At 65.6% G+C, this 6915-nt stretch carries 7 protein-coding genes; 4 read left to right on the top strand and 3 right to left on the bottom strand.

Annotated features, from left to right (window positions below):
• Positions 1 to 275: 275 nt before the first annotated feature.
• Together IQ458_RS19230 and IQ458_RS19225 are read left to right on the top strand one after the other, a co-directional pair.
• Positions 276 to 1376 carry an NAD(P)/FAD-dependent oxidoreductase gene (locus IQ458_RS19230; protein ID WP_203323817.1) on the top strand — a complete coding sequence of 367 codons (1101 nt, stop codon included), beginning with the start codon at positions 276 to 278 and terminating at the stop codon, positions 1374 to 1376.
• 108 nt (positions 1377 to 1484) lie between these two features.
• Positions 1485 to 2264, top strand: coding sequence for a ferredoxin--NADP reductase (locus IQ458_RS19225; protein WP_183641943.1), 780 nt, complete (start codon positions 1485 to 1487; stop codon positions 2262 to 2264).
• A 24-nt stretch (positions 2265 to 2288) separates the two neighbouring features.
• On the opposite strand, the gene IQ458_RS19220 is transcribed toward IQ458_RS19225, so the two are convergent.
• The 3 genes from IQ458_RS19220 to IQ458_RS19210 form a co-directional block, all read right to left on the bottom strand.
• The gene (locus IQ458_RS19220) at positions 2289 to 2687 is read right to left on the bottom strand and encodes a hypothetical protein (RefSeq protein WP_183641948.1); all 399 of its coding nucleotides are present in this window, start codon (positions 2685 to 2687) and stop codon (positions 2289 to 2291) included.
• Positions 2688 to 3173 (bottom strand): glutathione peroxidase, encoded by a 486-nt coding sequence (locus IQ458_RS19215; protein ID WP_203323816.1) that lies wholly within the window; start codon positions 3171 to 3173, stop codon positions 2688 to 2690.
• A gap of 63 nt (positions 3174 to 3236) precedes the next feature.
• Positions 3237 to 3557 carry a hypothetical protein gene (locus IQ458_RS19210; protein WP_203323815.1) on the bottom strand — a complete coding sequence of 107 codons (321 nt, stop codon included), beginning with the start codon at positions 3555 to 3557 and terminating at the stop codon, positions 3237 to 3239.
• A 352-nt stretch (positions 3558 to 3909) separates the two neighbouring features.
• Here IQ458_RS19210 and IQ458_RS19205 point away from each other — a divergent pair, with 352 nt between their 5' ends.
• Both IQ458_RS19205 and IQ458_RS19200 read left to right on the top strand, forming a co-directional pair.
• Positions 3910 to 4515 (top strand): hypothetical protein, encoded by a 606-nt coding sequence (locus IQ458_RS19205; RefSeq protein ID WP_203323814.1) that lies wholly within the window; start codon positions 3910 to 3912, stop codon positions 4513 to 4515.
• Positions 4516 to 4621: 106 nt separating this feature from the next.
• Entirely contained in the window at positions 4622 to 6784 is a 2163-nt protein-coding gene (locus tag IQ458_RS19200) for a M3 family metallopeptidase (protein ID WP_203323813.1), read from the top strand.
• Positions 6785 to 6915 lie beyond the last annotated feature (131 nt).

Below are 6915 nucleotides of genomic sequence, written 5' to 3'. Positions count from 1 at the left end.
GTCGTCCGGCCGGTGGCCGCGGTCCGGGCGGTCGTCCCGGCGGCGGTGGCCATCGCCCGCGCGGCGGCGGCGGCGGCGGTCATCACGGCTGATGCGAATCGAGAAGGCGCCCAAGGGCGCCTTTTCTTTTTCCCGTTCGCATAACCGGTTTCGCACGCCACACTCGATGATGGCGCGGGCCGTCGCAAGCGACGACGGCTCGCTTCACCGCCACTTCATCGTCCTCCCGCGCGCCTCGCGGATGCTCGCCGTCCCCCTCATGCGGACGGCCATACGTGCACAACGGAAACCATGACGTCATCGTGGTCGGCGCCGGTTTTGCCGGCCTGGCCTGCGCCCGCGAAATCGCGGCGGCCGGATTCCGTGTCTGCGTGATCGATCGCAAGCGCGATCTGGGCGAACGCCTGCACACCACCGGCATCCTGGTGCTGGAAGCGCTGGAGTGCGAACTGTTCGCCGGCATTCCCGCCGGACTGCTGCACGCGGTACCGAAAGTCCGCCTGTATGCGCCATCCCTGGAGAGCGTGGATCTGTCCGCCCCGGGCTATCGCTTCTTCACCACCGATACGCCCGCGTTGATGCGCTGGCTGGGACAGCGCAGCGTGGCTGCCGGCGTGGAACTGCGGCTGGCCTGCAGCTTCCGCGATGCCACCCCCATGCCGGACGGCTGGCATCTGCCCGGCATCGGCGACTGCCGCTATCTGGTCGGCGCCGATGGCGCGCGCTCACGCGTGGCCGAGCACCTCGGCCTGGGCCGGGTTCGCGATTTCCTGTACGGCATCGAATACGAGTTCGACGGCGGCGCCCTGCGCACGCCCGATGCGCTGCACTGTTTCATCAGCCGACGCTGGGCGCCGGGCTACATCGGCTGGATCGCGCAGACCCCGACTGGCGTGCAGGCCGGCCTGGCGCATCGCCAGCGCCGTGGCAGGATCGCGCCACCGGATCTGCGCGGCTTCCTGGCCCAGGTCGCATCGCTCAGCGGGCTGGCCGCCGACCGCCGGCCGGACAGCATCCGCGCGGGACTGATTCCCTGCGGCGGCCCGGTCCGCGCCCGCCAGCGCGACAACGTGCTGCTTGCCGGCGACGCCGCCGGCGTGGTCTCGCCGGTCACCGCCGGCGGCATCCATGCCGGGCTGCGCCACGGCGCCGAGGTCGGCCGCGCGCTGGTGCGGTCCCTTCGCTCCGGAGTGCCTCCGCAGGCCTCGGCAATCCGCGCGATTCCGGCCTGGCGGCGCAAGCGCGCCCTGCGCTGGGCCTTCGACCACGCACAGTGGGACTGGCCGTTCGACCTGCTGCTGAAGTCACCGCCGCTGCGCCGCGTCGCCGAGCAGCTCTACTTCCACCGGCGCGGCCGACGCGCGAAGGCCGACTGACGGGCCCGCCGTCACCGCCTCCGCCCCGCTTCCCGGTTGCGCTGGATCAAGGTCGCGCCGGGGCGGTCGGCTACAATGGGCCGGTTCGAATCAAGCGCCCCACACCCCATGTCCTCCGCTTTTGGCACCGAGACGGTGCTGGACGTCCGTCACTGGACCGACGACTACTTCAGCTTCACCACCACCCGCGACGACGGTTTCCGCTTCGACAACGGCCAGTTCGTGATGATTGGCCTGCAGACCGAAGGCAAGCCGCTGCTGCGCGCCTACTCCATCGCCAGCGCCAACTGGGAAGAACAGCTCGAATTCTTCAGCATCAAGGTGCCCAACGGTCCGTTGACCTCGCGGCTGAAGGACATCCAGCCCGGCGACACCGTGGTAATCGGCCGCAAGCCCACCGGCACCCTGCTGATCAGCGACCTGCACCCGGGCCGCAACCTGTACCTGCTGGGCACCGGCACCGGCCTGGCGCCGTGGCTGTCGATCATCAAGGATCCGGAAACCTACGAGCGCTTCGATCGCGTCATCCTCACCCACGGTGTCCGCCACGTGCAGGATCTGGCCTACCGCGATTACTTCGAGAAGGAACTGCCGCAGCACGAATTCCTCGGCGAGATCATCCGCGAGAAGCTGCTGTACTACCCGGCGGTCAGCCGCGAGGCATTCCCCAACCATGGCCGCCTGACCGACCTGATGGCCAGTGGCGAAATGATGGCAACGCTGGGACTGGAACCACTGGATCCGGAAAAGGATCGCGCGATGATCTGCGGCAGCCCGCAGATGCTGGCCGACTTCCGCGCCCTGCTCGACGGTCGCGGCTTCACTGCCGCCCCGCGCATCGGCACGCCCGGCCAGTACGTGTTCGAGCGCGCCTTCGTCGAGAAGTGATGCCGGGTGGGCCGATGGCCCGCCCTAGCGTTCCCCGTAGCGCAGCCAGATGACCGCGCTGCGTTCGTTGTCGAACACGTGGCCCTGGAAGCCGTGCTCGTTGGCCAGGATGCTGGCCAGTTCCACCTGCGGAATCTGCTCCAGGTGCTTTTCCACGTAGGCCACCCGCACCGCTTCCAGGCCCTCGCCCAGCATCGCCTGCACGAACTGCACCAGCTGTTCCGGCGGCGGCGGCTCGCCTTCCATGTCGTCGACCACCAGCAGGCCCGCCGGCCGCACGCGCCGCACCTCCACCGCAATCCGGCGCCAGTACGCCAGCGTGGTTTCCAGCGTGCCGTTGACGCCCTTCACGTGCGCCTTCAGTCCGTAGTCGGCGGGACTGAACTCGATGCGGAACGGCGGTGAAGCCTCGTGCGCGTCCATCTATCCGGCCAGCGCGGCCTCGATGTCGCCGGCCAGCGATTCCGGCGTGTCGGTCGGCGCATAGCGCTTGATCACCTTGCCATCGCGCCCCACCAGGAACTTGCTGAAGTTCCATTTGATTGCCGAAATGCCGAGCAGGCCACTCTTCTGCTGCTTCAGCCACTTCCACAGCGGATGCGCATCGTCGCCGTTGACGTCGATCTTGGCGAACATCGGGAAGCTCACGTCGTAGTTGAGCGAACAGAAATTGCGGATCTCGGCTTCGTCGCCCGGCTCCTGATGGCCGAACTGATCGCACGGGAAACCCAGCACCACCAATCCCTGATCCCGGTAGTCGCGCCACAGCTTTTCCAGGCCCGTGTACTGGGGGGTAAAGCCGCATTTGCTGGCCACGTTGATCACTAGCAGAACCTTGCCAGCATATTGCGAGAGCGGTTGCTCGATACCATCGATGTCTCTTGCACTGAAATCACTGATCGTGGTCATGGTTGTGTCCAGATGGTTTTCGCGAATTGGGCCGAAAGTAACAACGGTTCCGACTGGAATGGATTAGCTAGTTTCATTCTCACCCTCATCGTACGGCTTCTGAATCCATGCTTCGCCCCGTGCCTGTCGGGTACCGCACCATCCTGGAGGCATATCCGCGAGTTCGCCTATCGTGGGATCAACCTCGACCATGCAGCCAAGGCAAACGAGTTTGAGGTCTTCGGTATTGAAAGTTGTTCCGCAAAGGAACTGCCAATCACCGTCACGTTCGTGATAGACCTCGCGCACTGGCTCGTTCCCCTGCAGGACCTGCCGAGTGGTAAACACGCCCGTGTCGGTCGGCAGGTTGAACTGCCAGGACAGGAATACATGTGAATGGATCATGCCAAGCCTATCGCTGAATCCAGTCGACTGCTGCCATACATGTCCTACCTCCCGATAGACCTATTAAACCCCGGCATCGCGAAAGGTCCACGCGCTGCAAGGTGAACCCACGTTATGACGCCACGCTGACGGTCAGCAACGGCCTGCCACGGTAATCGGCCAGCGAGCGGGACTGGCCATCGATGTCGGTGGCGGAAAAATCGTAGGCGGTGGTCATGGCGGGTCTCCGGAAACACGGATATGAGACACCCGGGGCCAGCCGGGGGCAAGCGTTTTCGCCGGTGGCGGCGCCTTGTGCAGGGCCGGCGCAGATGCGCTAGCCTTGGCCGTCGCTTCCGCCGGGGAACACGGAATGCAGCTTTCGCCCCATGCACCCGACGCCGCCTCGATGGCCACCGTCTACCTGCACGTGCGCGTGCTGCTGGGCATGGTGGTCGGCCTGGGCCTGACCCACCTGCTGCGCCACTTCGCCCGCATCATCGAGCGCCCGCGCCATTGCCAGATCTACTGGGTGCACCTGTGCTGGGCCACGTTCGTGTTCTCGTACCTGCTGCTGTTCTGGTGGTGGGAATTCCGCCTCTCCCATCTGGTGCACTGGAGCTTCAACCTCTATTTCTTCGTGGCCCTGTACGCGCTGATGCAATACCTGCTGTGCGCGCTGATCTTCCCGGAGAACCTGGACGGCTACGCCAGCTACCGCGATTACTTCTACGATCGGCGGAAATGGTTCTTCGGCCTGCTGGCGCTGGTGTTCGCGGTCGACTTCCTCGACACCTGGATCAAGGGCGAGGCCTACTTCCGCAGCTTCGGGCCCGAATACGTGTTCCGCAACCTCGCCTACATCATCGGCAGCCTGATCGCCATGTGGACCCGCAATCCGCGCTATCACGCGGGTTTCGCGGTGCTGGGCCTGCTCTATCACGTGAGCTGGATCGCACGCGAGTTCGAGACGCTGTAGCCAGCACAGAACCGCCCCGCCCGGCACATGCCTTTCGTCACGAGCCCCCGCCCCGGGGCTTGGGTTACCCTGCCAAAAGCCCTATCTGTCAGGAAGCTGCACCCCAATGACCACCCGCCTCGCCCTCGCGCTTGCCGCGACCCTTGGACTCGCCATGCCCGCCTACAGCCAGACCGCGGTCCCCACCGCCGAAGCCGCCAAGGCCGCCAATCCCTTCTTCGCCGACAGCCCGCTGCCGCTGCACTACCCGCAGTTCGACAAGATCAAGGACGCCGACTTCGCCCCCGCCTTCGACGCCGGCATGGCCGAGCAACTGAAGGAAATCGACGCCATCGCCAACAACGGCGCCGCGCCGAGCTTCGACAACACCATCCTGGCGATGGAAAAGAGCGGCCGCGTGCTCGACCGCGCCCAGACCGTGTTCTACAACCTGGTCGGCGCCGACACCAACGACGCCCGCGAGAAGTTGCAGGCCGACTATTCCGGCAAGTTCGCCGCCCACCGCGACGCCATCTACCTCAACGGCAAGCTGTTCGCGCGCATCCAGAAGCTGTACGACCAGCGCGCCGGCCTGGGCCTGGACGCCGAGGGCGTGCGCCTGGTCGAGAAGTACCACACCGATTTCGTCCGCGCCGGCGCCAAGCTGTCCGACGCCGACAAAGCCACCCTGAAGGGCATGAATGGCCAGTTGGCCAAGCTGGGCACCCAGTTCAGCCAGAACGTGCTGGCCGAGGTCAACGATTCGGCCGTGGTGGTCGATGACGTCAAACAGCTGGACGGTCTGACCGATCAGCAGATCGCCACCGCCGCCGATGTCGCCAAGGCGCGCGGCCTGGCCGGCAAGTACGTGCTGACCCTGCTCAACACCACCGGCCAACCCGCCGAGTCGCAGCTGACCGATCGCGCCCTGCGCCAGCGCCTGCACGAGGCGTCCGTTTCGCGCGGCAGTCGCGGCGGCAAGTACGACAACCGCGAGCTCATCGCCACCATCATGAAGCTGCGCGCCGATCGCGCCAAGCTGCTGGGCTATCCGGACCACGCCACCTACGTGCTGGAAGACGAAACCGCCAAGACCCCGCAGGCGGTCAACGCCATGCTCGGCAAGCTGGCGCCGGCCGCGGTCGCCAACGCCCAGCGCGAAGCCGCCGATCTGCAGGCGATGATCGATCAGGAGCAGAAGGCCAAGGGCCAGCCGACGTTCCAACTGGCGCCGTGGGACTGGTCGTTCTATACCGAGAAGGTCCGCACCGCCAAGTACAACTTCGACGAGTCGCAGCTCAAGCCCTACTTCGAACTGACCAACGTGCTGGAAAACGGCGTGTTCTACGCCGCCAACCAGCTCTACGGCCTGACCTTCAAGAAGCGCACCGATCTGCCGCTGTACCACCCGGACACCACCGTGTACGACGTGTACAACGCCGATGGCACCCAGTTGGCAATCTTCATCGCCGACATGTACGCGCGCGATTCCAAGCGCGGCGGCGCGTGGATGAACTCCTACGTCTCGCAGTCCGGCATGACCGGCTTCAAGCCGGTGGTCGCCAACCACCTCAACATCCCCAAGCCGCCGGCCGGCCAGCCGACCCTGCTGACCTGGGATGAAGTGACCACCGCGTTCCACGAGTTCGGCCATGCGCTGCACGGCATGTTCTCCAACGTGCAGTACCCCTACTTCAGCGGCACCAGCGTGCCGCGCGACTTCGTCGAGTACCCCTCGCAGGTCAACGAAATGTGGGCGGACTGGCCGTCGGTGCTGAAGAACTACGCCAAGCACTACCAGACCGGCGAAGCGATGCCGCAGGCGCTGCTGGACAAGGTCATCGCCGCGTCCAAGTTCAACCAGGGCTTCGCCACCACCGAATACCTCGGCGCGGCCATGCTGGACCAGCGCTGGCACCAGATCGGCGCCGACAAGGTGCCCACCGCCGACGGCGTGATGAAGTTCGAGGCCGACGCGCTGGCCGCCGACAAGATCGACTACAAGCCGGTCCCGCCGCGTTACCGCACGCCCTACTTCAGCCACATCATGGGCGGCTACTCGGCCGGCTACTACGCCTACATCTGGTCCGAAGTGCTGGACGCCAACAGCGTGGAATGGTTCAAGCAGCACGGCGGCCTGACCCGCGAGAACGGCGATCACTTCCGCAAGACCCTGCTCTCGCGCGGCGGCAGCGTGGACGCGATGAAGCTGTTCCATGACTTCGCCGGCCACGACCCGAAGATCGAACCCCTGCTGGAAAAGCGCGGCCTCACCGCCCCTTCCAAGTAAGCGCAACCGGCCTCGTCGCAACAGCCATCACGCCACCTTCGGGTGGCGTGATGGTTTGTGGTTTCCGATACGACGCATTCCGATCCTGCTCCCTCCGGATGACTGCTGGACCGGCCAGCCTTTCGTAGACA

This window comes from Pseudoxanthomonas beigongshangi (genome assembly GCF_016820515.1).
Taxonomy (GTDB): Bacteria; Pseudomonadota; Gammaproteobacteria; order Xanthomonadales; family Xanthomonadaceae; genus Pseudoxanthomonas_A; species Pseudoxanthomonas_A beigongshangi.
This window is presented reverse-complemented; position numbering and strand designations above follow the sequence as displayed.

Excerpts from the sequence above, each read along its gene's own strand:
- IQ458_RS19225 (WP_183641943.1), top strand. The coding sequence starts at position 1,485 with ATGTCCTCCGCTTTTGGCACCGAGACGGTGCTGGACGTCCGTCACTGG.
- IQ458_RS19220 (WP_183641948.1), bottom strand. The coding sequence starts at position 2,687 with ATGGACGCGCACGAGGCTTCACCGCCGTTCCGCATCGAGTTCAGTCCC.
- IQ458_RS19215 (WP_203323816.1), bottom strand. The coding sequence starts at position 3,173 with ATGACCACGATCAGTGATTTCAGTGCAAGAGACATCGATGGTATCGAG.
- IQ458_RS19210 (WP_203323815.1), bottom strand. The coding sequence starts at position 3,557 with ATGATCCATTCACATGTATTCCTGTCCTGGCAGTTCAACCTGCCGACC.
- IQ458_RS19205 (WP_203323814.1), top strand. The coding sequence starts at position 3,910 with ATGCAGCTTTCGCCCCATGCACCCGACGCCGCCTCGATGGCCACCGTC.
- IQ458_RS19200 (WP_203323813.1), top strand. The coding sequence starts at position 4,622 with ATGACCACCCGCCTCGCCCTCGCGCTTGCCGCGACCCTTGGACTCGCC.